Genomic DNA, 27,000 nt, shown 5'->3' on the forward strand with positions numbered 1-27,000 from the left:
TGTAGACTCTCGTAAGACTTCAATTTTTTTGATCAACTACCTTCCGGTAAAACCGAACGGCGATGATCTTCTGAAGACTCCAGCGAGCGCCCACACAAATTATCTGATTATCTATTTTAAAGAGCGTCTGACGTGTCGGTCGACTTACTTAGCAAGCTAAGTTGCAAACTGTTGTTTGTTTCGTTGTCCGTGTCAGTGGGTGCGTATAATACATCGTAAAAATTCTAGCGCAAGGGCTTTTTAATAAAAGATTCATTTTTTTAGAATAAATCTGAAAGAAACTATAATTCAACGATCCGAAGCTCTTTGGGCATAGAGAAAGATACATTCTCTTCTCTACCTTTAAGCTCTTCTGGCGCACTGCCGCCTTCTTGTATAAGGCGATCGATCACTTCATTAATCAACACCTCAGGAGCGGATGCACCTGCGGTAACACCGACACTACGAACACTGGCCAACCAATCGCTTTGGATCTCGTTCGCATTATCAATCAAATGGGCTTTTGCTCCCATTCTTTCTGCCAACTCCCGCAGACGATTTGAGTTCGAGCTATTTACCGAACCAACGACGAGCACCAGTTCCGACTCTTTCGCTAGTGTTTTCACTGCATCTTGCCGATTCTGAGTTGCGTAACAGATATCGTCCTTCTTTGGGCCTTTAATATTAGGAAAGTAATGACGTAAGGCATCAATAACGACAGAGGTGTCATCCATTGAAAGCGTCGTTTGCGTAACAAAGGCCAACTTATCAGGATTTTCTACCGTTAGCTTCGCCACATCATCTGGATTTTCCACAAGGTAAATAGCGCCGCCCTGTTTATTATCATACTGCCCCATGGTCCCTTCAACTTCAGGATGACCATCATGACCAATCAAAATACACTCTGCACCATCGCGAGAGTAGCGCACTACTTCTAAATGCACTTTCGTCACTAACGGGCAAGTGGCATCAAATACTTTTAACCCACGCTTATCCGCTTCATCTCGTACCGCTTTAGACACACCGTGAGCACTAAAAATAACAATGTTGTCATCCGGCACTTCATCTAATTCATTAACAAAGACAGCACCGCGCGCTTTAAGAGACTCAACGACAAACTTGTTATGCACCACTTCGTGACGCACAAAAATAGGCGCCTCGAACAAATCCAAACATCGATTTACGATATCGATGGCTCTATCAACGCCAGCACAAAAACCGCGAGGATTGGCTAATTGAATGGCAAAGCTCATGCGACCTCCTCTACCATGACGATTTGAACTCGATAGGTTAGGGTGCGACCAGACAACGGGTGATTGAAATCCACCAGCACTTCGTTATCACTGATCTCTGCAATTACGCCTGGCAATTCATTTTTGCTCGCATCCGCAAATGACACAACCATGCCCTCTTCTAAATCCATCGCGAATTGAGAGCGCGGCATACGCTGAATATTATTTTCATTACGCGCACCAAATGCTTGCTCTGGTGACATATCAAAACGGCCTTCTTGCCCAGCACTCATGCCAACCAGCACTTCTTCAAAAGCGGGCAGCAAGTTACCATCGCCAAAAACAAAACGCGCAGGTTCATGGGAAAAATTGGAATCGACTATTTGACCGTCTTCTAAAGACAACTCAAAGTGCAACGTTACCTGACTATTAGTGGTAATTAGATTCATTCTTTTGGGCCTTTTTGTGGCTTCGCCAGCACACTTTCTAACAACATCAAAATAACACCAATGGTGATCGCACTATCCGCCACGTTAAAGGCAGGGAAATACCAAGACTGATGCCAATGAAACTCTAGAAAATCGACAACGTGACCATAGACTAACCGGTCGTATAAATTGCCAACAGCACCACCTAAGATCAAACTTAAGGACAACGCTTCCCAACGATTTGTCGCCGCTACTTTTGCTAATCGCCAACTAATGCCGACAACAACCGCTAAGGCGATAAAAGAAAAGAACCATCGCTGCCAACCACCTGCATTTGCCAAGAAGCTAAAGGCTGCACCTGTGTTATAGCGTAGCGTTAAATCAAAGAAAGGAAGCACAGGAACAGTCTGACCATAAGCAATGCTCGCTTCGATGCATTGCTTAGTCAGCCAATCCACTGCAAATATAACAAGCGCCAGCGCCCACCAGCGCTGGACTTGTTGCCATACAAAACGAATGGTCATTAAGCGTAAAGGCGTTGTTCACCTTCCCCATCTGGCAAGTTAGAGATACAGCGATCACACAACTCTGGATGCTCTGTGCGCTGACCCACTTCTGGGCGGTGATGCCAACAGCGAACACACTTTGTGTATTTGCTTAGCTCAACATGAACTTTAAGCCCTTCAAGATCGGTTGCTACTGCATCGTCTCCGGCTTGCGCCAATGGCAATACTTTCACATCAGAGGAAATCAGTACGAAGCGTAACTCATCATCAAGACGACTCAAGGTCGTTTGCAAAGCGTCATCGCAATACAAAGTAATTTCTGCGCTTAGGCTGGCTTTCATCTTGCCTTCGCTACGCGCTGCTTCTAATACTTTATTAGTAGCCACTTTGGCTTCCAGTACATGCTTCCAGAAATCACGACCCATAGGCTCATCGCCGGCCAATGTTTCTAAACCTTCGTACCATGTTTCTAGGAAGACAGATTCACTTCGCTCGCCCGGCATTGCCTGCCATAACTCATCTGCCGTAAAGCTCAAGATTGGCGAGATCCAGCGAGTGAAGGCTTCCATGATATGGTACAAAGCGGTTTGTGCAGAACGACGCGCCAAGCTATTAGGCTGCGTGGTGTACTGACGATCTTTGATGATGTCTAAATAGAAACCACCTAGATCCACAGAACAGAAGTTTTGAATTTTCTGATTCACTGTGTGGAACTGGTATTCGTTGTAAGCCGTATCCAACTCTGTTTGTAACAAAGCAGCACGATCGACAATCCAACGATCCAACGCCAACATATCACTGCTTGGAACCACATCTGTCGCTGGGTTAAAGCCAGTTAAGTTAGACAACATAAAGCGCGCCGTATTACGAATACGACGGTATGAGTCTGCAACACGCTTCAGAATCTCATCAGACACGGTCATTTCAGTGGTGTAATCGGTTGCCGCTACCCACAAACGAATGATGTCCGCACCCAAGGTATCCATCACTTTTTGCGGCGACAAGACATTACCTAATGATTTCGACATCTTGCGACCATCGCCATCTACCGTGAAACCGTGCGTTAGTACTTGTTTGTAAGGTGGCACACCGCGAATCGCGATAGACGTTTTCAATGACGATTGGAACCAACCGCGATGCTGGTCAGAGCCTTCCAAATACAAATCGGCAGGGAAGCTTAACTCTTCGCGTTGATCGATAACGGAATAATGGGTGACACCAGAATCAAACCATACATCTAGCGTATCCGTTACCTTGCTGTATTTTGCCGCATCATCACCCAATAGGGTTTCAGCGTCCATTTCGAACCAAGCATCAATGCCTTCTTGTTCGATACGCTTTGCTACTTCTTCAATCAAACGTGGTGTTTCTGGGTGCAATTCTTGTGTTTCTTTGTTGATAAACAAAGCAATCGGCACGCCCCAGGTACGTTGACGGGAGACACACCAGTCAGGGCTGTTATTCAACATCCCTTCCATGCGATTTTGTCCCCAGCTTGGCACCCATTTAACACCTTCAACCGCATGCTTAGCAGCATCAAGCAAACCTTCTTTGGTCATACTGATGAACCACTGTGGCGTTGCACGGAAGATCAATGGTGTTTTAGTACGCCAGCAATGTGGGTAACTATGGAAGATTTTCGATTCGAACACCAAAGCGTTGTTGCGGTTTAGCGCATCCAGCACGGCACCATCGACCTTGTAAACATGCATGCCAGCAAACTCACCAGCCGCGTCTGAATAGACACCATTGTCTTGCACTAAATTAATGGTACCAATGCCATTTTCACGGCCAACGTTGAAATCGTCTACGCCATGATCTGGTGCAGTATGTACACAACCAGTACCAGCTTCTGTGGTTACGTGCTCGCCCAAGATAATGGGGATATCACGATCCAAGAATGGGTGATTCAAAACAGTGTCTTTTAACTCTGCACCAACCGTGCGACCAACAATAGCAAAGTCTGTCACACCGTAGCGTGCCATCAAACCTTCGACCATGTCTTCTGCAACGATCAAGCGCTCTTTACCTAAGCCCATATCCACTTCGACAAGAGCGTAGTTAAATTCAGGGTGTACAGAAACGGCTTGGCTCGCTGGAAGCGTCCAAGGCGTGGTTGTCCAAATAACAACAGACACCTTGCCTTCGCCCGCTACATCAGAGAATTTCGCCAATAACCCAGCTTCATCTTGAGGGGCGTAACGCACATCCAATGACAAGGACGTTTTGTCTTGATATTCCACTTCGGCCTCAGCCAGGGCGGAACCACCGACCACACTCCAGTAAACTGGCTTGAAGCCTTTTACTAGGTGACCGTTTTCAGCAATCTTACCCAAAGCACGAACAATGTTCGCTTCGGTTTGGAAGTTCATCGTCAGGTAAGGATTTTCCCAATCCCCCATAACGCCCAAACGGATAAAGTCTTTTTTCTGTGCTTCGATTTGCGTGTAAGCGTATTCGCGGCATTTTGCGCGAAACTCTTTGTACGACACTTTCGTACCCGCTTTACCTATCATCTGTTCGACTTTGTGTTCAATTGGCAAACCATGACAATCCCAACCAGGAATGTACGGTGCATCAAAACCACTAACGGTTTTAGACTTAACAATAATATCTTTGAGGATTTTGTTAACCGCGTGACCAATGTGAATACTGCCATTTGCGTACGGAGGGCCATCATGAAGAATAAAAGTTTTACGGCCTTTACTGACTTCGCGTACTTTGTTGTATAGATCCATATCCTGCCATTGCTTCAGCATTGCAGGTTCACGTTTTGCCAAGTCTCCACGCATTGGGAAATCTGTCTTTGGCAAATTAAGCGTCGGTTTATAATCACTCATGGTTTATCGATTTATCCTCAAAGATCATCAGTTCACTGATTAGGCAAAGAAGTGTATTGCTTCTTCTTTATCACATTGAATTTGTTTTTCCAGCGCATCTAAGCTGGCCATTTTTCGCTCTGCTCTAATAAAACAGCAGAAAGTAACCTGAACATATTTATCGTACAGATCACCATTAAAATTAAAAAGGTGTACTTCTAAAATTGGCGTCTTGCCTTGCACGGTGGGTCTCACGCCGACATTAGCCACTCCGTTATGTATTATGCCATCAACGGCAAGCTGTACCGCATACACACCAGACAATGCTGGCTGAGTCCCTTTTAAATGAACGTTCGCAGTCGGGAAGCCCAAGGTACGACCTAACTTTTGGCCACCTATGACTCGTCCACCCAAAATAACCGGATGTCCCATATTCTCTTGAGCCGAAGCGATATTTCCTGCTTCCAATGCTTGGCGCACTAACGTACTGCTAATACGCTCACCAGCATTGTTCAACACCGAGGGAGTGTTCTCTACATCAAAGCCATGCCCTTCACCAAATTGCTTAAGATAATCAAAATCCCCTTGGCGATCACAGCCAAAACGGAAATCGTCTCCTACCACTAAATGACGAACAGACAACCCTTGAAATAATATTTGCTGACAAAAAGCCTCGGCATCTAGCTGCTGAAGCTTAGGGTTAAACGGCAAACACAACACATAGTCGATGCCCTGCTCTTTCAAGAAAAATATTTTATCGCGCAATCTGCTAATACGCCCAGGGGCAGTAGCGGCAGCGAAAAACTCTCTTGGCTGTGGTTCAAAAATCATAATACCAGCAGGCACTTGATAATGTTCCGCAAGCGCTTTGACTCGATTCAAAATGGCATAATGCCCACGATGAACACCGTCGAAATTCCCTATCGTCAGCACACATTCTTTATGCTTTGAACGGATATTATGAATACCGCGTATTAACTCCATAGTACCTCGTTCAAGATAATTCCACCCAGCGCCGAAAAAATAACCGAGATTATATAGCAGATCACCAACCGAAGGTAGGCCAGAACTCGCACAACCTCAGTAACACAATCGACTAAAACACAAATCCATTAGTGCCTGAAGGCAGATGACCTTAATCCCATAGCCACTGCGGCAATACCATAAACAACCACACCACCCACAACAACAAGCAGAATCTCTCCTACTCGATATAAATCACTCATCTGAGTCCAAACCAATCCTTGCTGGAGAAAAAAGTAAATCCAAACAGCTAAAGCAGTCGTGGCGCCCAACAGAACACGAATAATCAGCTTCCATTGAGGTGAGAAGTGATGATGCCCTTGTTTCCTCAAACCTCGCCATAATAAAAACGCATTTAACGCGGCTGACAGACTAGTCGCCAACGCTAAACCGACATGCCCCAAAGGCCAAACGAAAATCAGGTTGAGCACCATATTGGCAACCATCGCAATAATCCCGATACGCACTGGTGTCCCTGTATCCTGACGAGCGTAATAGCCTGGAGCAAGCACCTTAATCAACATCATGAAAACCAAACCCAAAGAATACGCTTGTAAGCTTTGTGCCGCTTTCGTGACATCCAATACCGTCAACTCGCCACGATAAAAAATAGTAGCAATCAAGGGCTCAGCCAACATACACAACGCCAATGCCGATGGCACTGCAATTAGCAATAAAACACGCAACGCCCAATCCAACGTATTTGAAAACTCTTTCGAGTCTTTACCCGCGAAACTACGCGATAAAGAGGGCAAAATTACCGTACTAATCGCTATCGCAAAAATACCTAGCGGCAATTCGTACAGACGATCCGACAGGTACAGCCAAGTAATACTCCCGGTTTGCAGAAACGACGCCAACACCGTATCTAACAACAAATTTATTTGCCCAACCGAAACACCAAATAAAGCAGGACCAATTAATATCAAAATACGCTTCACACCTGGATGCCGAAATTGCAGCGACGGCATCGGCAATAATTTAAGGCGTGCCAAAAATGGCATCTGAAATAATAATTGGACCACTCCAGCACAAAACACACCCCAGGCTACCGAAGTTTCTGCTTCAAGCGCATTGCGTGCAAAGACCAAGGTGGCTATCAACAAGGTGATATTAAGAAAAATCGGAGTAATGGCCGGGACTGCATATTCGCCATGGGCATTTAAAATACCGCCAGCCAATGCCGTCAAAGAAATAAACAATAAATAGGGAAAAGTAATCGTCAACAACTCAGAAGCCAAGCGCGCCTGATCACCGCCCGTTGTAAAACCTGGCGCGAAGATATACACAACCCATGGGGCGCATACCATAAACAAAACAGTAATCAATAAAAGAATCAACGCTAACGATCCAGATACTGCCGATATTAACGCTCGCACCTCTTCTTTCGTATTGTTAACTCGATAATCGCTTAATACTGGAACAAAGGCTTGAGCAAATGCGCCTTCGGCAAATAATCGACGAAAAAAGTTCGGTATTTTGAAAGCCACGTAAAAGGCATCCGCTCCCGCGCTTGCTCCCAATACATAAGCCAATGAGGCATCTCGGGCTAAACCGAGTATGCGAGATAAAAAGGTACAAACAGCCACCAAGACACCAGATCGTAACAATGAACTACTTTTGGGTGTTTTTTTCGGGGTGATATTATTTTCTGACATAATGATTTTACTAACCATTCCAACAAATTGAGGCAAGAATACCACCGGAATACGCAACAAGGCAGGGAAATAAGCCAGTAGTTTTGGTGATTATTTGTATAATGGGGTTGTGGCAAGCTCAAAAACTGGTAAAATCCGCCGCGAGATTACGAAGTCATACTTGACATTCATTTCACGACGCAGCACAGTGCTGTGCCGTTTCCTAACATAACGAAAGGAGCCAGACTGTGGCAAATTCCGCCGGTTCAAAAAAACGTGCGCGCCAGGCGATCAAACGTCGCGCTCATAATGGTAGCCTGCGCTCTATGGTTCGCACATACTTGAAAAAAGTAGATGCGGCTATCGAAGCAGGTAATCAAGCTGATGCACAAGCAGCTTACGTTCTAGCAACTTCTAAGCTAGACAAAGCAGCTGATAAAGGCCTTTATCACAAAAACAAAGCAGCTCGTCATAAGAGCCGCTTGAGTGCTAAAATCAAAGCCCTAGCTTAATGCCTATAAAAAAACCGGCTTCTGCCGGTTTTTTTATATCTTATTCTTCTCTTTTTAACTTAAAAGAACCAAACACCACACCACTACGGCCAACACCAAAGTCAGCATAACCGCGGCTGACCCCAAATCTTTAGCACGGCCAGACAGCTCATGATGCTCATCACTGATTCTATCGACTACCGCCTCAACACTTGAGTTCAACGTTTCAACAATCAACACCATACCAACAGAAAAAATCAGCAGTGCCCGTTCAAGCGCAGAATCACCCAACCAAAGCGCAAAAGGAAGAGCCACAATAAACAAACACACCTCTTGGCGAAAAGCAGCCTCATGCTTCCATTGAGCTCGAAGACCTTGATACGAATAGCGAGATGCGCTCAACACTCGCGCTAAACCAGACTGTCCCGGCTTTGCCATTACAAACTCCTAACCATTCATTAAGTAATTAACCAATCAACTATTAGCCACTCAACCAGCAACGGTTTAAACAATCACTAGATTATCGCGATGTACTAATTCAGGCTCACCTTCGTAACCTAAAACACCTATTATTTCAGAAGAACAGCGACCAAGTAACTTCAGTGTTTCAGCCACACTATAGTTAACCAATCCACGAGCAACAACTACACCGTCCTCATCAACACACAACACCATATCGCCACGAGAAAAAGAACCTTCAGCGTCTTTTACGCCTACAGCCAGCAAACTAGTTCCCTCTTTACGAAGTGCCTTAACGGCACCAGCGTCAAGCGTCAAGGAACCTCGACTCTTAAGGTGCCCAGCCAACCACAACTTACGAGCGGCTTGTCGACAATGGTCAGGCTCTAACCAAGTGCCAATATTCTCACCCATCGCCGCCCTAATAATGACATTGTTTTCACGACCAGAAGCAATTAATGTGTCAGCTCCGGAACGGGCAGCCAATCGAGCCGCTCGAATTTTTGTCAGCATTCCACCACTACCTAACGCCCCTGAGCCACCACTCGCCATAGACTCTAGACGCTCGTCAGAAGCTGACACATGAGGCAATAAAACAGCATCACTATAATCGCGTGGATTTTTGTCAAACAAACCAAGCTGATCCGTCAGAATAATTAACACATCCGCTTCGACTAAATTCGCAACTAACGCGCCCAAAGTGTCATTATCCCCAAAACGAATTTCATCGGTTACAACCGTATCGTTTTCGTTAACAATGGGTACAACGCCAAAATCTAGCAAAGTACGCAACGAAGAACGTGCATTTAAATACCGCCGACGATTAGACAAATCATCATGTGTCAGTAAAATTTGTGCAGTACATAAATCGTGCTGCTCAAAATGGGATTCGTAAACCCCTACTAACTCCATTTGCCCAACAGCGGCTGCTGCTTGCAGCTCATTCACCTGGGTCGGTCGAGAAGAGAACCCTAAACGCTTCATGCCAGCCGCGATGGAGCCAGATGACACCAAAACCACTTCTTTGCCTTGCGCCCTTAGCTCTGCTATCTGAGCAACCCAAAGACCAATACGAGCGACATCAAGACCCTGACCATCATTGGTCAACAATGCACTGCCAATTTTAACCACTACACGGTGCGCTTTAGCAATTCTCTCTCGAATTTCCATGATACTGCTTTCTATCTCATCAAGCCTAATTAACGAACGTATTCTACGTCCACATCATAATCATCATCGTCAAAGTTTTCGTCATCATCTAACAGCTTACCTGCTTTACGACGATTTTCTCGAAGAGACAAGATACGATTGCGACCTTCTTCGTCGATCAACGTACGCATAGCCTCTTCTTTTTCACGAGCTTCATCATCATTTGCCAGCAATTCACGCTTCTCTTCAAGCGCCGTCATTAGATCAAGACACAACACTTCCGTACCTTCGCCAGAGATAGCCGAAATACGGTATGCTTTACCTTCCCATCCCAATGCGTCGATTACGCTTTGGCAACGCTCTTCAAGCTCATCATCTGGCACCATATCCGTCTTATTCAGAACTAACCAACGATCACGTTGAGCCAATGCTGGACTAAACTGGTGGAGCTCATTGACAGCAATAACAGCCGCTTCTGCAGGTGTAATTTCATCCCAAGGCGCCAAATCGACAATGTGAAGCAAAATACGGTTCCGCACTAGGTGCTTTAAGAAACGAATACCAAGACCCGCCCCTTCAGAAGCGCCTTCGATAATTCCCGGAATATCGGCAACAACAAAGCTCTGATGCTTTTTAACTTTTACCACACCCAAGTTTGGTACCAGCGTGGTAAACGGATAATCAGCTACTTTTGGCTTAGCAGACGATACGGAACGGATAAAGGTAGACTTACCAGCATTTGGCAGACCTAACAAACCCACGTCAGCCAATACCTTCATTTCTAATTTAAGCGAACGCTCTTCGCCTACCGTTCCCTTTGTCGTCTGACGCGGAGCACGGTTAGTACTAGATTTAAAGCGCGAATTACCCAAACCATGATGGCCACCCAAAGCAACTTTGAGCTTCTGACCGGCTTTTACAAGGTCACCTAAGGTTTCCCCTGTATCTTCATCAATAACAGTGGTCCCAACAGGCACTACGATCTCAAGATCCTGGCCTTTTGAGCCAGTCATATCACTACCTTGGCCACTTTCACCGCTTTCTGCGATGTATTTTTTAGTAAAGCGAAAATCAATCAGGGTATTTAAGGATTCATCAGCAACCAGCAAAACGCTGCCGCCATTTCCCCCATCACCACCATCAGGACCGCCCTTCGCTACGTATTTTTCACGCCAAAAGCTCAAACAACCATTTCCGCCTTTACCCGCTCTTACATAGATACTGGCTTCATCAACGAATTTCACAGATTCACCTCTTAGGTGCATTATCAGAATCAACAGATACTGATTATAGGATTTTTCCAAAAAAAAAGCCCCGCATAGCGGAGCTCTTTTTGAGTTTTTAGTAAAACTAAGCTGTAGCGACAGGTGCTGTAACAACAGACACTGTACGACGCTTCAATTTACCTTTAACTTCAAATTTCACTTGGCCTTCTACAACAGCAAACAAAGTGTGATCTCTACCAATTTTAACGCCTGCACCAGGGTGGAACTGAGTACCACGCTGACGAACAAGAATATTACCTGGGATCACAACTTGACCACCGAAACGTTTGACACCTAATCGTTTCGACTCGGAGTCGCGACCGTTATTAGTACTACCACCCGCTTTTTTATGAGCCATGACTTACTCCTTAAATTAGTTTAGTTAGGGCTTATTTAATGCCAGTTATTTTCACTTCCGTGAACCACTGACGATGACCCATACGTTTCATAGAATGCTTACGACGGCGGAATTTCAAAATTTTCACTTTGTCTCCACGGCCATGAGTAACAACTTCTGCTGTTACTTTAACGCCTTCTACAACAGGAGCGCCAATTTTAACGTCGTCGCCATTGCAAACAAGAAGAACGTCGTCGAATTGAACAACGCCACCTTCTTCAATAGCTAATTTCTCAACTTTAAGGGTTTGGCCTTCTTGTACTCGGTATTGCTTACCGCCAGTTTTAATTACTGCAAACATGTTCTTCTCCAATGAGATTTACCCGGCTACTAAATTGAGTTTTACCTACTTCTAGTGGTTCCCAAATTCTTATCAAAAAATGATAAAAATTCACTTACCATATGATAGGGAGCAAAACGTGGGCAAATCGGACGCGAGATTGTACAAAATCACACCACTCAAAACAAGAGAAAAGGTAGTGTATTGTATATTTTTCATATTTTGGGTTGACCGCGGCGCGGTGCTTACCTAGCATGGGCTGAACTTGCTGTTCAGCTTGAGACTTTTTAGCTTCGGAAATTGCATGCAATCCAAAAAAATCCATGATGTTGTAGCCAATGAATTTGGCCAGGTTAACGACTACATTGTGTCACAGCTTCGCAGTGACATTCCGCTTATTGAGCAAATTGGTTACTACATTATTAGTAATGGTGGTAAACGATTACGCCCTTTATTAGTTCTTCTTGCCGCGCGAGCAAGTGCAGATTTAGATTCTGACAAACTAGAAAAAGCCATCAAAATGGCAACTGTCATTGAATTTATCCATACATCCACACTGCTACACGATGATGTGGTGGATGAGTCTGATATGCGCCGAGGCAAAAAAACAGCTAACGAAGAATGGGGGAACGCCCCTAGCGTATTAGTTGGAGACTTCTTATATACCCGTGCCTTTCAATTGATGGTTAATATCCGCAGCATGGAATGTATGTCCATTTTAGCGGAAACGACCAACATTATTGCAGAGGGTGAAGTACAACAACTGATCAACTGTGGTGACCCTGACACAACGGAAGAGAGTTACTTAAAAGTCATTCAGTACAAAACCGCAAAATTATTTGAAGGGGCCGCGCTTTGCGGTGCCGTCATTGCGGATGCCGCCCCACACTATCAAACCGCCTTACAACAATATGGAATGTATGTTGGTACTGCCTTCCAATTGATCGACGATGTAATGGATTACACCAGCACCGCCGAAGAAATGGGCAAAAGTGTGGGAGATGACCTTTCGGAAGGTAAACCGACTCTGCCGTTAATATTCACCATGAAAAACGGCACTAAGGAAGCTGCAGTCCGAGTCAGGCAAGCTATTTTGACTGGTGGACTTGATCATCTTGATAAGATAATTGCGGATGTTCAAGCTTGTGGCGCCATTGAATTCACGCAACAACGAGCACAACAACAAGCCGACTTAGCCATTGAATCCATTGCGATCTTACCAGAATCAGATTATAAAAACGCATTGATTACAATAGCAAAAACATCGGTCAATCGTAGAGCGTAATCCCCTAGTTACATAGTCAAATAGGAAACAGAGCGCCTCAATTAGCGACGCTCTGTTTCCTATTTAGACTCTTTCCCTAGCAATCCTTTAATCAGTTGTGCTGTTTTTTCGGGGTGCTCCTGCATAAAACAATGACCACCCTCCACCTCAATGACGGTAATATTCGAATTTAAACGTTCGGCGAGTCGATACGCCTCTTTAAAGTAAGGGAACGAATGCTTACCCTGAATAATATATGTCGGCACAGAGATTGAACGAATTGCCTTCCATAAGCCTCTTGGGTAACTCGCAAAAATGTCAGACTCCATCCAAACGGGGCAAGATAGCTGATACAACCCACTACTTTCATCTTGCCTAATAGAATGCTGAATATAATCATCTAAGCATAAAGGATCCCAACCTTTAAATATGCCTCTTCCCGTAAAGCTGGCCTTCACTTGATCCATAGTTTCCCATTGAGTCCGACGACGTTTGGCTTGTTTCGCTAAAGGAATCTTTCCTTTTAGCCCAAACAAAGATGCACCCCGCAATAACCACAGAAGACGGGGCGGGGATAAGGCCGGATCAAGCAATATAAGCCGATCAAATACAGTGGGATCTTGCGCACTCATCAAAGTAGTCATACAGCCGCCAAAACTGTGACCGACGCCAATATTTTCAGTTTTTGGCAATGCCACTTCATGAGCCTTTAAACTTATTGAAAAGCGCTCTGCGGTTTCATTCCAACCAACAAAGCGCTCTCCGGTCGATGAGCCACCATGTCCAGCGGCTTCTTGTAAGATTAAATTATAATCCTCTGCAAAGCTTGCTAGGAAACGCTGATAGGAGCGGACCGCAAAACCATTACCATGCAAAAAATGTAAATTAGGGCGGTCAAACTTAAGCTGATTCGTATACGCCATCGTAAAACCGTCTTCGAAGTCATATCGCTGTGCACTCAACCACTCATTACTCTGTAGCAACGTAGACAAAATCATTTACCGCCTTATACAACACTCCAGTTTCGCTTTATCAAAAAGGGTTATCTATACCCCTTTTCGTCTCTAATTCTAAAATAACACGCCTTTTTATAAGTAGAGAGCACTAAATGGTCACTTTTTACGCAGTCTAAACGCTTTTTTTCCACTCAAACATTCATATTACTTGCTTGAGACGCTATAATTCGTTGGATTTTATACTGCTAACTGGACCACTCAACTCAGCATAGCTAAATCGAGTTATTCGCTGAATGTGGAAATAGGATTATAATGACTACAGCTTCCTCGTTTGAAAAAGACGAACTATTACAATGCGGCAACGGTGATATGTTTGGTGCAGGCAATGCTCAACTTCCAGTTGGGAATATGCTGATGATTGATCGAATTACTCATATTGCAACCGAAGGTGGCAAATACGGTAAAGGCGAAATCATAGCTGAGCTTGATATTCATCCAGACCTTTGGTTCTTCAAATGCCACTTTCCTGGTGATCCAGTAATGCCTGGCTGTTTAGGTTTGGACGCTATGTGGCAACTCGTTGGCTTTTTCCTAGGCTGGAAAGGCAACAAAGGCCGCGGTCGTGCGCTGGGTTCTGGTGATGTAAAATTCACAGGTCAAATCCTCCCAACCGCTAAAAAAGTTACCTTCCATATTCACCTTAAACGCGTCATAGAACGCAAGTTGATTATGGGTATTGCAGACGGAAGCGTATCTGTTGATGGTCGAGAAATTTATACTGCACAAGATTTACGTGTAGGTCTATTCTCTTCAACAGACAACTTCTAAAGATTAAGAGTAAAAGAGGCACATTTATGCGTCGTGTAGTAGTAACAGGTCTTGGTATTGTCAGTTGCTTAGGTAATGACAAAGAAAGCGTTTTGAACTCCTTGCGCGAGGGCCGTTCTGGTATTCGTTTCGCTGAAGATTACAAAGAAAAAGGCTTTCGTAGCCACGTTTGTGGTCGCATCGACTTAGATTCATCCAATATTGATCGTAAGGTTCGCCGTTTCATGGGCGATGCGGCAACATATGCATATGAATCCATGCAACAAGCTATAACGGATTCCGGCTTAACTGAAGAGCAGGTATCTAATATTCGCACTGGTTTGATTGCTGGTTCTGGCGGTGCATCCGCTCAAAACCTAGTAGAATCCGCTGACACTCTACGAGAGAAAGGCGTGAAACGTGTGGGTCCATACCGCGTAACCCAAACCATGGGAAGTACCGTTTCTGCTTGTTTGGCTACGCCATTCAAAATCAAAGGCGTTAACTACTCAATCACTTCTGCTTGTTCAACCAGTGCGCACTGTATTGGTAATGCTATGGAGCTTATCCAGCTTGGCAAACAAGACGTTGTATTTGCCGGTGGTGGCGAAGAAGAAAGCTGGGCGCAAACATGTATGTTTGATGCCATGGGTGCTTTGTCTTCTAAATACAATGAAACACCAGAAAAAGCGTCTCGTGCTTACGATTCAAACCGTGATGGTTTCGTTATCGCTGGCGGCGGCGGTATTCTAGTCATTGAAGAACTAGAACACGCTAAAGCTCGTGGTGCAAAAATCTATGCTGAGCTAGTAGGTTACGGTGCAACATCCGATGGCTACGACATGGTTGCTCCTTCTGGTGAAGGCGCGAAGCGTTGTATGCAAATGGCAATGAGCACTATTGACGGTGAGATTGATTACATCAACACTCACGGTACTAGTACACCTGCTGGTGACATGAAAGAACTACAAGCAGTGAATGAGACATTTGGTGATAACATCCCATCTATTAGCTCAACAAAATCACTGTCTGGCCACTCTTTGGGTGCGGCCGGGGTTCATGAAGCAATCTACTGCTTGCTAATGATGGAAAACAAATTCATCACAGCATCTGCTAACATCGATGATCTAGACGAAGCCGCAGGTAACATTCCTGTTGTAACAACTCGTCAAGACAACGTAGATTTGAACCTAATCATGTCTAACAGTTTTGGTTTCGGCGGCACCAACGCCAGCCTAGTATTCAAAAAATACGACGCATAATCTAATCTGACTGATCATTCAGTACAGAATCAAAAAAGCCGCATTTTATAATGCGGCTTTTTTTATGACACTTTACTCAGCACTTAAACAAGACCATGCATGGTTGTATTATTTTCCGTTGGGCAGCTTCGCCATTTCGGCACGCATCCACTGTTCCATTTCGTTATGCAACTCAGACGTTTTTTTCCCTTCTGATTCAATCACTGGCCCAATAACCAAACGAATCGAGCCCGGAAACTTAAAGAAACTCTTACTTGGCCACGCATATCCAGCGTTATGCACCACAGGCAAGATCGGCGCCTTGGCCGAGGTAGCCAACATGGCTGCGCCCTTATTAAATTCTTTGGTTTCTGTTGGCTTGGTGCGAGTGCCTTCAGGAAAGATCAACACCGAACGCCCGTCTTCTAGACGCTCCTTGCCCTGACTCATAATTTGTTTCAGTGCATTCGTTCGCTTAGAACGATCAATCGCAATAGGTTGCACCATACGCAACCCCCAACCAAAAAAGGGAACGGACAACAATTCTTTTTTAAGCACCGTAGAGACAGGCGCCATTAGAACTTGCAGTACATAGGTCTCCCACTCACTTTGATGATTCGCCACCAGCACCACTGGACGATTTTTATTAATGTGCTCACGGCCAATGATTTCGATCTTCACACCACACAAAATGCGAAACACAAACAACAAACCCTTGTTATGTTGGTTAAGCACTGGCTGGCGATAGTCTTTCGGCAATAGCACAGTTGCAAATGGCGCAAGTACGCCAAAAAAGACCGTCGACAACATATAATACACAAAGAAAATGGTTGAGCCGATCCACGACCTTAACAAGATTCCTAAACGCACAATCGATACCTCAACTTCTATTCATTTAGATATTTTTGTTGCTGCTTTAACGGGTTGGCATACATAGCGATGACCGTGTCACGCAACTCCGGTGGACAGCTTTCTAGATACGTAGAAAACGCGCTGTCTGTCGACGGCTTGCCTTGCTGAATGGCTAACGCCGCTTCGTTACTCGCTTGGATGGCGTAGCTTGTGATGATCTGTCGATCCACTTCCGCGACTAAAGCTTCAGGGGTATCAATGCCTTCTTTAAGCACATCTCCAAACGTCACGACGACTTTGCCCTTTTGCCCAACGATGCCATTTTTGATGCTATCGATGTCTTCAAACTCAGACTTTTCATAATTACCGGTAGTCGATTTTTCATGCAATTCACGTGCTTTATCAAACGCACATGGATCATATTCATAGGAAATCGACACAGGGACAATTTTTAAATTGGCCATGGCATCAGCAAAACTTACTTTCTCTTTTTTCTGACTCATGTACAACATCTTGATCAGCGCAGGGTCGGTTTGATCCACCCCATCTTTCGCTCGCCCTTCTTTCTGAGCAATCCAGATATTGCATTGGTCTTTCGTAAGAGAGTGCGTGATGTAACCTGACAACTGCCCAAAAGCGGCCATCATTTCACGAATACCATTCACCGAGCGTTTCACAATAAAGCTTTTGTTTAAACGCATCAGATCAGACACAAAAGGGCGACGCAATAAGTTATCACCAATGGCGATACGAACCGTGTTCAAACCCGCCAAATACAAGCCATAATTGACAAACGCAGGGTCCATCGCAATGTCTCTATGGTTGGACAAAAATAAATAACCTACCTCTTTTTCTAGCTTTTCAATACCTCGATATTCTACGTCAGTCGTCGTGGTTTTAATCATACGGTCCATGTAACCCGCAACACGCATCTGAAAGTCATGAACGTTTTTAATATTGGCCACTTGACGCTTTAGCGCCAATTTTACCGCAAACGCCAACGGCGCTTGCAGTAATTTCGGCCAACCCGCAAAGCGGAAGCCGACAATCGTATTAATAAAATCTGGCGTGTCTACCAGGTTGTGCAACACCTCAACGACTTCATCGTCGTTGTAAGGGCGTATATCATGAAACTGATCCATTTAATTTTCCGCTAGTAAAAACTGTCTCGTTTTTATTATAAAGTTTTAATGTCGAAGCCTAACGCTTCTAATTCCGCACGTTTCGAGGCGGATGTCACCACCGCCACGTTTTCGTTTCCTTTGTTTAGGTAGCTTTTCGTTACCGCTTTTAATTGCTCAATGGTCACTGCCAAAATACGCGCTCGAAACGCTTCGCGATAAGCTAAAGAACGACCATGCAATTGAACATAGAAATCACTCTGCGCTTCACCTGCTGGCGAGCCAGGTTTATCCATTGAACCAATAACGCCTAATATAGCTTCTTCCAACGCATCGCCTGTATGGCTTTCCGTTAGCATCCACTCAATGGAAGCATCGAAGTCAGCCAAGGTTTCTGTTAAACGAGGGTCACGGTATGAATAGAAACGGAAGGCACCATTAGTACCATCGAAGCTGGCACCACCGCCGTAAGCACCACCCTGTTCACGAATCACACGATGTAGGAAACCATTACGTAAGAAGCCGCCCAATACCGTTAAGGCGGCCACATCTGGGTGTTCGCCAGAGACCGTTTTATATGCCTTACTACAGAAGCTTACTTGCGTCGCGGTTAACCACGCCGTATTGACCTTGCTATCCACTGCTGGCAACACAAATGCGCTTGATGACATACCGTGCGGTAAGTCTGCAAACACCGGTTGTACAGCATCTAAAATGCTGGCTTCGTGCTGAGGTTCAGCCACCAGCAACATCTGCTTAGGCGCCGCCAGTAATTTAGCGTGCAAGCGAGAGAACACTGCAAATAAGTCTTTTACCGCCGCATCATCTGCCTTCATTGCATCGTCTAAAGCAATCGCCTTGCTAATACCTGTCATGCCGCCCCACTGCTCTTGTTGAGCGGACAATCCTGATATACCACTCGACGCAGCGGTCATAGCAAGAGAATGCCCCTGACCTGTAACCGATTGCTCACGACGTGAACGACGCTGTGCCACCAACTCTTTTACACGACTGATTTCGTCAAAGCGAACATTCAGCATAGTGTCTTTTAGTAATTCACTCATTGCCACAACATTCGGCACCAAGGCTTTAGACGACAACACGAAATACGCACTCACATTTTGACGATCTTGAATGCTGGCGCGAATCGAGCTCGACGCCCCCAAACCACCACAAACTTGAGCTTGGCGCTCTTGGATCGCAAGATAATCTTGCTCACCCACACCTAGCTCTGTGAGTAACGAGGAAAATAATGGCAAATGACTTGTTTCTTCTTCATCCAGCTCTGGCAAATCAATCACTAGCTGCTGGTAGACTAAACCGTTCGTGCCCTGTGGATAAAACGTCACCGGTAACTCGCCTGTTTTCTGATGATGTTCATATTCAGGCAAACGCGCAGGCACATCTTCAAGGCCAACTTTTGGCAAGATGCTCATGTCATCCACTTGTGATTGACGCATTTTTAATGCTTCGCTACGGGCAATGATTTCTGCTTTTTCTTCGTCAGACAAGGCCGCTTTGATTTTGCTTAAACGGTCTTTTTCTGACTGATTACGGCGCATTTCTAGGGCATCATCAGGGCTCAATGTAATTGTCACGCGATGCGCATTAGACAACAACAAGGTTTGAATCAAATTCGGAATGTAGTCTTTATCCTGCACTTTCTCACGCATGCTTTCGATCACAGGGTCCAGATCCAATTGCGCAATCACATCACCAGAATGAACCGCGGTTGATAAGCCGGCTAGAATAAGCTGTAACCCGTATGGGTAACTACCGCCACCGACTTCACGCTGACTTAATTCTAGCTGATGCAGCATGGCATCGACCATGTCTTGTGGAATACCATTGTTGGCGATGTCTTCAAGGGTCGATAGGATCAATGCTTCCACTTGAGCGGTGTTTTCACGCTTCACACCTTCAAGACCACACATGAAACTCATTTCTTTATTGCTGTCTTCAAGGCCACACAAAGGCGATGGAGCACGGCCTAGCTCGCTACTTTCAAGCACCCTGCGCAATGGTGATGCACTGTTGTCCAACAGCACACTCGATAGCAATTCTGCTTCGAACTGCTGCGCAAGATCGATACTCTCACCCAACAACCAACCAACGACCACATGGCTGCCGTCTTCTTTGACTTCATCAGCGGCGTAACCTTCTTCCACACGAACCGGAGAGAAGTAACGTTTGACATTTGGTACGCTGACTTGTGTGGCCAAGCGTTCAAAACGGCTCAGAACTTTATCTTCGAATTCCGCTTGCAGTGTTTCAGCGGGGATATCACCAAAGGTCATAAAGACCGCATTGGATGGATGGTAATGGGTGCGGTAAAAAGCCAATAGATCATCATAAGAAAGATCAGGGATGTCCGTTGGCTCACCACCAGAATTAAAGTGGTAAGTATTGTCTGGGAATAGGTATTTGGTCAGTGTCTGCCACAATACAGAGGTGGTCGAACTCATCGCCCCCTTCATTTCATTGAAGACCACACCTTTGTAGGTTAGCTCAGACTCTGGATTGGTTGGCTCAGCGAACTCAAGACGATGACCTTCTTGAGAGAAATCCAGCTCATCCAAACGCGAGAAAAACACCGCATCCAAATACACACCAAGCAGGTTATGAAAATCTTTTTTGTTCTTGCTGGCAAATGGATATGCCGTCCAGTCTGATGATGTAAAAGCGTTCATGAACGTATTCAAAGAACGACGAATCATCATAAAGAAGGGATCGCGAACAGGAAAACGTTCAGAGCCGCACAATACGGTGTGCTCTAGAATATGCGCCACACCACAAGAATCGGTTGGAACCGTTTTCAATCCGACCAAGAAAACGTTTTCGTCATTCTCTGATGCGATATGAAAATGTTTAGCGCCTGTAACTGTGTGCTCGAACTCTTGAACAGTCACGTTTAGAGCATCGATAAACTCGCTGCGAAGAAAAGTAAACGCAGGATGATGTGCGGTGCTATTAGTCATTCTCTACCTCTAGTGAATTAGAATACGGTGATTGGAATGTTTTGGGGCAGCCTAATGGAACTCAAGACCGCAAAGTGCCGGAATTATAACAAATTTGTGAGTTTTACTGCACGAATAAACCGTGATGCTTTTGTGGTGGTTATGTGAAACTTTAGCGTTTTTGGGTTTTTTCCCAGTTTTCAAGGCGTGCTTTTTCGCTTTTTTTGAAAAGCACATACACGGCACCCAAACCACCATGATAACGCTGCGCACTGTGGAAGGCCATGACACTGTCTAAATCACGCAACCACTTATTAATGTAACTTTTGATCATCGCTTGGTTGTCTGGGTTTGGCGTGCGATCACCCTTACCATGAACAATAATCGCCACACGAATGTCATTCCGCATGCAATCTTCAACAAACTGATAGACCAACTCTCGCGCTTGGGCGACCGTTCTCTGATGCAGGTCCAAACGAGACTCGATACCGTATTTCCCCTGACGCAGACGCTTAAACACGCCGTCTTGCACACCAGAACGCTTATACTCTAACACATCGTTTGGTTCGACTTTTTCAACGTAGTCATGCGACAAGTGATTACTGTCGGCTTCTTTCGCCATAATAGCCGCACGTTTACGCGCTTGAAAATCCACCGGCGCACCTTTCTTACCAAGATACACTTCGCTTTTTTCTAAAGGCTGAATGCCTGCAACTTCTTGAGCAAACAAAGATGCTTCATCGTCATCGTTCACTGTTCCAACCTCTTCCCTTGTGCTGTGCCTTTGAAGCACCTAGCTATGCGTCAAAAAGCAACAAGTATACCGATAAATCCCCGCTAGATATCGCCTCGATTCAAACAAAATTTGCTGAAATCAATGGCAGTGTATTGACAGAGGTAGAGTGTTAACTCTACCCTGCTAAGTAGAATAAACACTCTACTCTTTAGGAAAGCTACTTTGAAACAACAAATCGCAGCCAGCCTTGAGCTTGCCTTTAGCCAATATGGCTTTGCCGAGCCAAATGTGGATAAACTGAAAACAGCCTGTAACGTCAGTTTGCGCACTCTGTATAAACACTACCCGTCGAAAGAAGCCATGGTCGTCGCCGCGCTAGCGTATCGCCACCAGCGCTATCTTACTTACCTTGATAGTGCGCTATCAGCCAATGCTGAACAGGCAGTATTCGATATATTTCAACGCCTTGAGGTATGGATGGCAGAAAACGCCCCTCATGGCTGTTTGTCGATGAATGCCGTTGCCGCTTTTCCCGACAACGCGCTGATTAATAAAGCCGTCAAGGAACACAAAGAGGAAGTCCGCCAGTTCTTAGCTGAAAAAAGCCAAAGATTAGACTTAATCGACCCTTTGTTCTTGTTACATGAAGGTATTTCCAGTGCGTGGCCTATTTTAGGCGCACAAGCGGTCGTTGCGGCTCAAACCATACTGTCCGTTCTGATGAATACGACTCAAACATCTAACTAAAAGGCCAACCACTATGACATCCACTATTCCAAGCTCTATTCCAGACACAATGAGTGGCATCGTCCTGACCGGACATGGCGACACAGACAAATTACACTACCGCGATGATTTACCTATCCCCATTCTGAGCAGCCAAGACGTGTTGATTCACGTTGCTGCAGCAGGCGTCAATAATACGGACCTTAATACTCGATTAGCGTGGTATTCAAAAAAAGAAACCGATAGTACTGGCGCCAGCTGGTCAGGTCAGGCTTTGTCGTTTCCTCTTATTCAAGGGGCAGATGTCTGCGGCATCATAGTGGCCGTTGGCAGCAAGGTTAATCCAAAACGTATTGGAGAGCGTGTTCTTATCGAGCCCTGTCTGCAAGAAGCCAACGGTGAAGCCCTCAACCCACCAGGCTATTTCGGCTCAGAGTGTAATGGTGGTTTTGCGCAATATACCAAGGCGGCAGACAGGCACGCTTACGCTATTCAAAGTGACTTATCAGATTCTGAACTGGCATCCTTTCCGTGCTCCTATTCAACTGCAGAAAATATGCTCAGCCGAGCCAACGTCTGTGCTCAAGATCGCGTCTTAATTTCCGGTGCATCGGGTGGTGTGGGCTCTGCGGCGGTGCAATTAGCAAAAGCGCGTGGCGCTCATGTGATTGCCATTACCAGCGCGAGTAAACGCCAAGCCTTGACCGATATAGGCGCGGACCAAGTTGTTACCCGTGAAGATGATCTAGTGTCTGTATTGGGGGAGAATAGCGTCGATGTGGTGATTGATCTTGTTGCCGGTGAGCAATGGCCGACCTTCTTACAAGTGCTAAGCCCAGGTGGTCGCTATGCTGTTTCTGGTGCTATTGGCGGGGCATTCGTTGAGCTGGATGTGAGAACCTTGTATTTAAAAGATTTGAGCTTATTTGGTTGCACAGTCTTAGCGCCGAACGTATTTCAGAACTTGATTCACTACCTTGAGCAAGGAAAAATAAAACCACTGGTGGCGAAAACTTACCCACTAAAAGAGATCATTCAGGCACAAGAAGCGTTTCAGAAAAAACACCATTTAGGGAAAATAGTACTGACGGTTACCACGCGTTAATGCGTACTTATAATCTTTAATCCTAAGTTATGCGCCCTATAAAAACAAAAAAGCCCCTATAAAAGGGGCTTTGACGCTAACACAATGCTTTTAGATACAAACAATATTTTCTGCTTGTGGACCTTTTTGGCCTTGTGTCACGGTAAATTCTACACGTTGGCCTTCAGCCAATGTTTTGAATCCATCACTAACAATTGCGCTGAAATGAGCGAAAACGTCAGGGCCAGATTCTTGTTCGATGAAACCGAAACCTTTAGTTTCGTTAAACCATTTTACTGTACCAGTTGTTGTAGACATAATAGATATCCTAGAAATTAATAAAAGTGTGCCCAAAATAAGGCGATTAAGCATGAAGAAAACTGATATTTAACTGAGGATAACGCGATGAATTATTACTAATAACAACGTGGTACGTACAATAAACAGGTCTTTCTTTCAAACTAGTATTAACAAGTGGACTAAAAAGCCCACTAATTAAAAAATTTAGATACAAACAATATTTTCTGCTTGTGGGCCTTTTTGGCCTTGTGTAACAGTAAATTCTACACGTTGGCCTTCAGCCAATGTTTTGAATCCATCACTAACAATTGCGCTGAAATGAGCGAAAACATCAGGACCAGATTCTTGTTCGATGAAACCGAAACCTTTAGTTTCGTTAAACCATTTTACTGTACCAGTTGTTGTAGACATAATAGATATCCTAGATATTAATAAAGTTAAGTTGTGCCTATAAAATTAGGCGATTGAGTATCAAGAAAACAAATATTTAACTGAGGATAACGCGAAGAATTATTACTAATAACAACGAGGTACGTACAAATAAACAGGGCTTTCTATTGACCCACTGAAATTACAATAACATCAAGCGAGACTATATAGCAAGTTTTATCTAGAACCTTCGCCAGAGTAAATAGCTAACAACTCAAAATAAGCGTTAAAACCTACCCTAGAATACACTTAATACCGAAATAATTAATTCTCATACATAACGTGCAATTTATTACCGTCTAAATCCCGACAATAGGCACCAAAATAATTAGGGCGATAGCGATAACCTGGCGCGCCCTCATCGGTTCCACCACACGCTAATGCGGTACGATAAAATGCCTCGACTTCGTCATTATTCGACGCCTGAAACGTCACTTGCACACCATTACCGATTGTCGCCTGCTGTTTATTGAATGGCGTCAGCACCCAAAAGCAACTCGCACCGCCAACCACACCGTAACCTACTTCTCCATCAACCGTCATCGTTCTGACCATGTTAAGTGTTCTTAACACCGCATCGTAAAAGGCACTCGCCTTAGTGAGATTGTTCGTTCCGAGCGTGACACCTAAAAGCATGACTTAATCCTAAGTTTGAAAATGGCGATATGATACAAAAAAGTCCCTATAAAGGGACTTTCGAGTTAACTCTAGACTTTATGCATTCAGATATTCAGAAAGGAATATCGTCATCGAAGTCGTCAAAGTTTGGCGCTTGCTGAGGCTTTGGTTCAGGTGCTGGAGCACGCTGAGGAGCTGCTTGCTGTGGCGCACGTTGCTGTGGCGCAGCTTGTTGCGCAGGTGCTTGTTGTGGTGCATTACCCCAACTACCAAAAGATTGTGGCTGAGCTTGTGGCGCAGCTTGTTGAGGCGCTTGCTGAGCAGGTGCTTGGTTATAGCCACCTTGCTGTGGCTGATTAAAACCTTGCTGTGGTGCTTGCTGAGCGGGTGCTTGGTTGTAACCGCCTTGCTGAGGCGCTTGGTTGTTACTATAACCACCTTGCGAACCTGAATCATAACCGCCTTGCTGGCCGCCATTGCTGTTATCACCACGGCCATCAAGTAACTGCATTTCGTTTGCTACGATTTCTGTTGTGTAGCGTTTGATGCCGTCTTTTTCCCACTCACGCGTACGTAAAGAACCTTCTACGTAAACTTTTGAGCCTTTTTTGATAAAGTCACCCGCAATCTGACCTAAGCGGAAATTACCGCGGTCCATAAAGGCAACCCGGTGCCATTCAGTACGTTCTTGCATTTGTCCAGTTTGCTTATCGCGCCAGCTTTCTGATGTTGCTATGTTAACGTTTGCAACCGCTGCACCCGATGGCATAAAACGCACTTCGGCATCATTGCCAGCGTTACCAATTAAGATAACCTTGTTAATTCCACGTGCCATGACGCTCTCCAACTAAATAATTCATTATCATCTTTAAAGGTTTACTTGCGGCGCAAGGCGCTGCAATGTCTCTTTATCGAGTATTTTTTTGTCTACTTTAAGATAAGCTGTGCGCTCATCTATGAAAATCTGCATATCTTCCACGCCTTCCACATGGGAAAGCTGGTCTGCAAACAGTTTTATAGCCGCATCATCGCCTTCTGGTAGGCTAAATGCCATGCTGCTCAGTTGTTGTATTGTAGGCTGGTATAAGCAAACTATCGACCACAACAGCAATACTAATCCGACGACAAGAAATAAACTGTTGCTGGAAGAGTACTGTAATAGCCAACCACCACCAACGCCTCCGATAAAGGAACCTAAAAACTGATGGGTAGAAAAAACCCCCATAGCAGTTCCACGATAACCAACTGGGGCTAACTTACTAATTAAAGAAGGTAATGTTGCTTCTAAAGTATTAAAACCGACGAAATAAGCCCATAGAAGAAGTCCAAAAGCCCATAAATAGGGAGCCCATTGCAACAACAAAGTACTAAAGCCCAACAATACAACAACACCGAACACCACTTCTTTCATTTTACCTTTAGCTTCGGCAATTATTACCAATGGTACCATACCAACAAAAGCAAAACCCATGATCGCCAGATACAACCAACTATGATGAGCCAAAGGAAGGCCGAATCGAGTGATTAGTAAGTGAGGCACAGTGACAAATAATGCCGTGAGACTTGAATGCAGTAACAAGACGCTAATATTTAAAAAGCGCAACTTACTATCTTTAAGTACTTTTCCTAAGGCGATAGCACTGGGCGTCGTATCTCGACGGAAAGTATGCTGAACCACATTTGGCACCATGAAGAGCACTAACGCGATACCTAGGAAAGAAAAACCGAAGGATAAGTAAAACAGTCCTGACAAACCAATAAGATCGAATATCCAGGGGCCCAATACCAACGACAGCATGAAAGAGGCACCGATACTGATACCAACGGTGGCCATTGCCTTAGTTCGGTTTTGCTCCCGAGTGACATCGCTCAGCAACGCCATTAATGTACTGGCAATGGCGCCAGCGCCCTGCACGGCTCGACCGATAATGAGAACACTAATATCGGTCGCGTTGGCGCAAATCAAACTCCCCAAAGCAAACAATAATAAGCCAATAACAATCACACGCTTACGACCGATACGATCCGACCACATTCCCATCGGAATTTGTAGACAAGCTTGAGTGAAACCGTAGATACCAATTGCGGTACCAATTAAGGCAGCATCCGACCCTGTTAAGCCATCGGCGGCTACACTAATAACCGGCATAATAAGGAAAAGACCTAGCATTCTAAATAAATACACTGATGCTAGTGCGAGAACAGAACGACGTTCGAGTACATCCATAAGGAGATTACAACCAC

27 protein-coding genes are annotated in these 27,000 nt (G+C 44.9%); 6 read left to right on the plus strand and 21 right to left on the minus strand.

Translation table 11 applies throughout. From position 1 onward, the window contains the following. Positions 1-281 precede the first annotated feature (281 nt). The 6 genes from ispH to murJ form a co-directional block, all read right to left on the minus strand. Positions 282-1,232 carry a 4-hydroxy-3-methylbut-2-enyl diphosphate reductase gene (gene ispH, locus V6259_RS16250; protein WP_341585461.1) on the minus strand — a complete coding sequence of 317 codons (951 nt, stop codon included), beginning with the start codon at positions 1,230-1,232 and terminating at the stop codon, positions 282-284. Then, entirely contained in the window at positions 1,229-1,660 is a 432-nt protein-coding gene (locus V6259_RS16255; RefSeq protein ID WP_341585462.1) for an FKBP-type peptidyl-prolyl cis-trans isomerase, read from the minus strand. Before V6259_RS16255 ends, ispH begins: the two co-directional genes overlap by 4 nt. Further along, entirely contained in the window at positions 1,657-2,163 is a 507-nt protein-coding gene (gene lspA / locus V6259_RS16260) for a signal peptidase II (RefSeq protein ID WP_133013025.1), read from the minus strand. Before lspA ends, V6259_RS16255 begins: the two co-directional genes overlap by 4 nt. After that, entirely contained in the window at positions 2,163-4,985 is a 2,823-nt protein-coding gene (gene ileS / locus V6259_RS16265) for an isoleucine--tRNA ligase (RefSeq protein ID WP_341585463.1), read from the minus strand. Before ileS ends, lspA begins: the two co-directional genes overlap by 1 nt. A 39-nt stretch (positions 4,986-5,024) precedes the next feature. Further along, positions 5,025-5,948, minus strand: a complete 924-nt coding sequence (ribF, locus tag V6259_RS16270) for a bifunctional riboflavin kinase/FAD synthetase (RefSeq protein ID WP_341585464.1) — start codon at positions 5,946-5,948, stop codon at positions 5,025-5,027. Positions 5,949-6,076: 128 nt separating this feature from the next. After that, on the minus strand, positions 6,077-7,645 hold the full coding sequence (gene murJ, locus V6259_RS16275; protein WP_341585490.1) for a murein biosynthesis integral membrane protein MurJ: 1,569 nt from the start codon (positions 7,643-7,645) through the stop codon (positions 6,077-6,079). A gap of 227 nt (positions 7,646-7,872) precedes the next feature. Here murJ and rpsT point away from each other — a divergent pair, with 227 nt between their 5' ends. Further along, the gene (rpsT, locus tag V6259_RS16280) at positions 7,873-8,136 is read left to right on the plus strand and encodes a 30S ribosomal protein S20 (RefSeq protein WP_115898992.1); all 264 of its coding nucleotides are present in this window, start codon (positions 7,873-7,875) and stop codon (positions 8,134-8,136) included. 54 nt (positions 8,137-8,190) lie between these two features. On the opposite strand, the gene V6259_RS16285 is transcribed toward rpsT, so the two are convergent. The 5 genes from V6259_RS16285 to rplU form a co-directional block, all read right to left on the minus strand. Next, complete coding sequence (locus tag V6259_RS16285; RefSeq protein ID WP_341585465.1) at positions 8,191-8,553, minus strand: diacylglycerol kinase; 363 nt, start codon at positions 8,551-8,553, stop codon at positions 8,191-8,193. 66 nt (positions 8,554-8,619) lie between these two features. After that, a complete protein-coding gene (gene proB / locus V6259_RS16290; protein ID WP_133013020.1) occupies positions 8,620-9,744 on the minus strand; it encodes a glutamate 5-kinase in 1,125 nt (374 codons plus the stop codon). Between the two features lie 29 nt (positions 9,745-9,773). After that, positions 9,774-10,967, minus strand: coding sequence for an Obg family GTPase CgtA (gene cgtA, locus V6259_RS16295; RefSeq protein ID WP_133013019.1), 1,194 nt, complete (start codon positions 10,965-10,967; stop codon positions 9,774-9,776). A 106-nt stretch (positions 10,968-11,073) separates the two neighbouring features. Beyond that, positions 11,074-11,346 carry a 50S ribosomal protein L27 gene (rpmA, locus tag V6259_RS16300; RefSeq protein ID WP_133013018.1) on the minus strand — a complete coding sequence of 91 codons (273 nt, stop codon included), beginning with the start codon at positions 11,344-11,346 and terminating at the stop codon, positions 11,074-11,076. Positions 11,347-11,377: 31 nt separating this feature from the next. Further along, positions 11,378-11,686: a 50S ribosomal protein L21 gene (gene rplU, locus V6259_RS16305; protein WP_133013017.1), complete on the minus strand. Its 309-nt coding sequence runs from the start codon at positions 11,684-11,686 to the stop codon at positions 11,378-11,380. 283 nt (positions 11,687-11,969) lie between these two features. Between rplU and ispB the strand changes: the two genes are divergently transcribed. Further along, entirely contained in the window at positions 11,970-12,950 is a 981-nt protein-coding gene (ispB, locus tag V6259_RS16310; RefSeq protein WP_341585466.1) for an octaprenyl diphosphate synthase, read from the plus strand. A 59-nt stretch (positions 12,951-13,009) separates the two neighbouring features. On the opposite strand, the gene V6259_RS16315 is transcribed toward ispB, so the two are convergent. Continuing rightward, a complete protein-coding gene (locus V6259_RS16315) occupies positions 13,010-13,927 on the minus strand; it encodes an alpha/beta fold hydrolase (RefSeq protein WP_341585467.1) in 918 nt (305 codons plus the stop codon). A gap of 270 nt (positions 13,928-14,197) precedes the next feature. Between V6259_RS16315 and fabA the strand changes: the two genes are divergently transcribed. Together fabA and fabB are read left to right on the plus strand one after the other, a co-directional pair. After that, positions 14,198-14,713, plus strand: coding sequence for a bifunctional 3-hydroxydecanoyl-ACP dehydratase/trans-2-decenoyl-ACP isomerase (gene fabA / locus V6259_RS16320; protein ID WP_133013014.1), 516 nt, complete (start codon positions 14,198-14,200; stop codon positions 14,711-14,713). A gap of 26 nt (positions 14,714-14,739) precedes the next feature. After that, entirely contained in the window at positions 14,740-15,954 is a 1,215-nt protein-coding gene (gene fabB / locus V6259_RS16325) for a beta-ketoacyl-ACP synthase I (protein WP_133013013.1), read from the plus strand. A gap of 108 nt (positions 15,955-16,062) precedes the next feature. On the opposite strand, the gene V6259_RS16330 is transcribed toward fabB, so the two are convergent. The 4 genes from V6259_RS16330 to smrA form a co-directional block, all read right to left on the minus strand. Beyond that, complete coding sequence (locus tag V6259_RS16330) at positions 16,063-16,803, minus strand: lysophospholipid acyltransferase family protein (RefSeq protein ID WP_240537152.1); 741 nt, start codon at positions 16,801-16,803, stop codon at positions 16,063-16,065. A gap of 17 nt (positions 16,804-16,820) precedes the next feature. After that, complete coding sequence (locus tag V6259_RS16335; RefSeq protein WP_341585468.1) at positions 16,821-17,927, minus strand: 1-acyl-sn-glycerol-3-phosphate acyltransferase; 1,107 nt, start codon at positions 17,925-17,927, stop codon at positions 16,821-16,823. Positions 17,928-17,962: 35 nt separating this feature from the next. Next, positions 17,963-20,884, minus strand: a complete 2,922-nt coding sequence (locus tag V6259_RS16340; protein ID WP_341585469.1) for an insulinase family protein — start codon at positions 20,882-20,884, stop codon at positions 17,963-17,965. Positions 20,885-21,035: 151 nt separating this feature from the next. Beyond that, positions 21,036-21,617: a DNA endonuclease SmrA gene (smrA, locus tag V6259_RS16345; protein ID WP_341585470.1), complete on the minus strand. Its 582-nt coding sequence runs from the start codon at positions 21,615-21,617 to the stop codon at positions 21,036-21,038. 204 nt (positions 21,618-21,821) lie between these two features. Between smrA and V6259_RS16350 the strand changes: the two genes are divergently transcribed. Both V6259_RS16350 and V6259_RS16355 read left to right on the plus strand, forming a co-directional pair. Next, positions 21,822-22,346 (plus strand): TetR/AcrR family transcriptional regulator, encoded by a 525-nt coding sequence (locus V6259_RS16350; RefSeq protein ID WP_341585471.1) that lies wholly within the window; start codon positions 21,822-21,824, stop codon positions 22,344-22,346. Positions 22,347-22,359: 13 nt separating this feature from the next. Continuing rightward, positions 22,360-23,430, plus strand: a complete 1,071-nt coding sequence (locus tag V6259_RS16355; RefSeq protein ID WP_341585472.1) for an alcohol dehydrogenase family protein — start codon at positions 22,360-22,362, stop codon at positions 23,428-23,430. 90 nt (positions 23,431-23,520) lie between these two features. Here V6259_RS16355 and cspE (V6259_RS16360) read toward each other — a convergent pair whose 3' ends face one another. From cspE (V6259_RS16360) to V6259_RS16380, 5 genes are all read right to left on the minus strand, one after another. Then, positions 23,521-23,727 (minus strand): transcription antiterminator/RNA stability regulator CspE, encoded by a 207-nt coding sequence (gene cspE, locus V6259_RS16360; protein ID WP_133013008.1) that lies wholly within the window; start codon positions 23,725-23,727, stop codon positions 23,521-23,523. A gap of 186 nt (positions 23,728-23,913) precedes the next feature. Beyond that, positions 23,914-24,120 carry a transcription antiterminator/RNA stability regulator CspE gene (cspE, locus tag V6259_RS16365; protein WP_133013008.1) on the minus strand — a complete coding sequence of 69 codons (207 nt, stop codon included), beginning with the start codon at positions 24,118-24,120 and terminating at the stop codon, positions 23,914-23,916. A gap of 282 nt (positions 24,121-24,402) precedes the next feature. After that, complete coding sequence (locus V6259_RS16370) at positions 24,403-24,774, minus strand: VOC family protein (protein WP_341585473.1); 372 nt, start codon at positions 24,772-24,774, stop codon at positions 24,403-24,405. 94 nt (positions 24,775-24,868) lie between these two features. Beyond that, positions 24,869-25,591, minus strand: a complete 723-nt coding sequence (gene ssb, locus V6259_RS16375; protein WP_341585474.1) for a single-stranded DNA-binding protein — start codon at positions 25,589-25,591, stop codon at positions 24,869-24,871. A gap of 33 nt (positions 25,592-25,624) precedes the next feature. Further along, positions 25,625-26,983, minus strand: coding sequence for an MFS transporter (locus V6259_RS16380; protein ID WP_133013005.1), 1,359 nt, complete (start codon positions 26,981-26,983; stop codon positions 25,625-25,627). Positions 26,984-27,000: the final 17 nt, after the last annotated feature.

The organism is Marinomonas sp. TI.3.20, assembly GCF_038155025.1.
Classification (GTDB): Bacteria; Pseudomonadota; Gammaproteobacteria; order Pseudomonadales; family Marinomonadaceae; genus Marinomonas; species Marinomonas flavescens.